Source organism: Polynucleobacter sp. 35-46-11 (assembly GCF_002281105.1).
The window spans coordinates 1-1,044 of the sequence record NZ_NCFJ01000739.1; the positions used below are offsets into that span (position 1 = coordinate 1).

Genomic DNA, 1,044 nt, shown 5'->3' on the forward strand with positions numbered 1-1,044 from the left:
ATGGCACATTGAAAAGTACCCGAATTAGATGACATCGACACGTTTTCGCCTCTCTCAGTTAACCAGTTTTGGTGTAATTCTGGGTCAGGCGTTCGGACTCGGCGTCTATCCATCCGCAGCGCTAGCGCAAAGCGCTAATGGGGCCAAACCTTCATTGCCAACCCCTGTGAGCGCACAATCTTTAGTAGGTCTAGACATGCCGCCACAGATGGTCGCTTTGCCAAAGCAAGCCATTCCGATCAATGAAGCACCGTCTAATGTCGGCGCTAACAGCACGGCTAATACTAGTCAGGCAACGGATTTAATTCGACTCTACCAAGAAGCCGCATTTAGCGACCCCGTATTAAATGCTGCTCGTTTTAACTATCAAGCTAGTAAAGAGTTGTATTGGCAAGGCTTGTCCCTCTTACTCCCACAGGCCAGCGCAGTGCCGGGTGGCACTCGCTACTATCAGCATGCGGCAGGGAATGCTCCTGCTAGCTCTTATCCCAGTACTCGGGTATACGATCAAAAAAACTATACCGTTACCCTGACCCAACCTGTTTTTAATATGGCTGCATTTGAAGCATTTAAGCAGGGTGACCTCAATACCAAAATTGCGGATATGCGCTTTTACTTAGCGCAACAAGATTTAATCATCAGAGTATCGCAAGCCTACTTTGATGCCCTCACCAGCCAAGATAACGTAGAACTCTATCGTAATAAAAAAGGGCTAATCAAACAGCAGCTAGAGATTGCTCAAGCCAAGTTTGATGCTGGACTGGCAACCATTGTTGATGTCAACACCGCACAAGCAGCTCTTGACCTTGCTAATTCTCAAGAAATTGCTGCTCAGGCAGATCTGATTGTGAAACGCGGTGTATTAGAGCAATTGGTTGGTCGTCCAGTCGGCGCCTTAAAGCCTCTCACTAAAGAGGCTAAGATTGATGGCGTTCTCAAAGACCCTCGCTCTAAAACAAAAGATAGTAATGGCATTCCAATTGCAGATAGCGTAAATCCCCATTTGCCAAAAGGCCAAACCCTTGAGGATTGGATACATCAAGC

The 1,044-nt window shown here is 47.0% G+C and carries 1 protein-coding gene; it reads left to right on the top strand.

Annotation, left to right across the window (positions count from 1 at the left end; genetic code table 11):
• Positions 1–28: 28 nt before the first annotated feature.
• On the top strand, positions 29–1,044 hold a 1,016-nt coding region (locus B7Y67_RS19220; protein WP_293600005.1), incomplete at its 3' end, for a TolC family protein.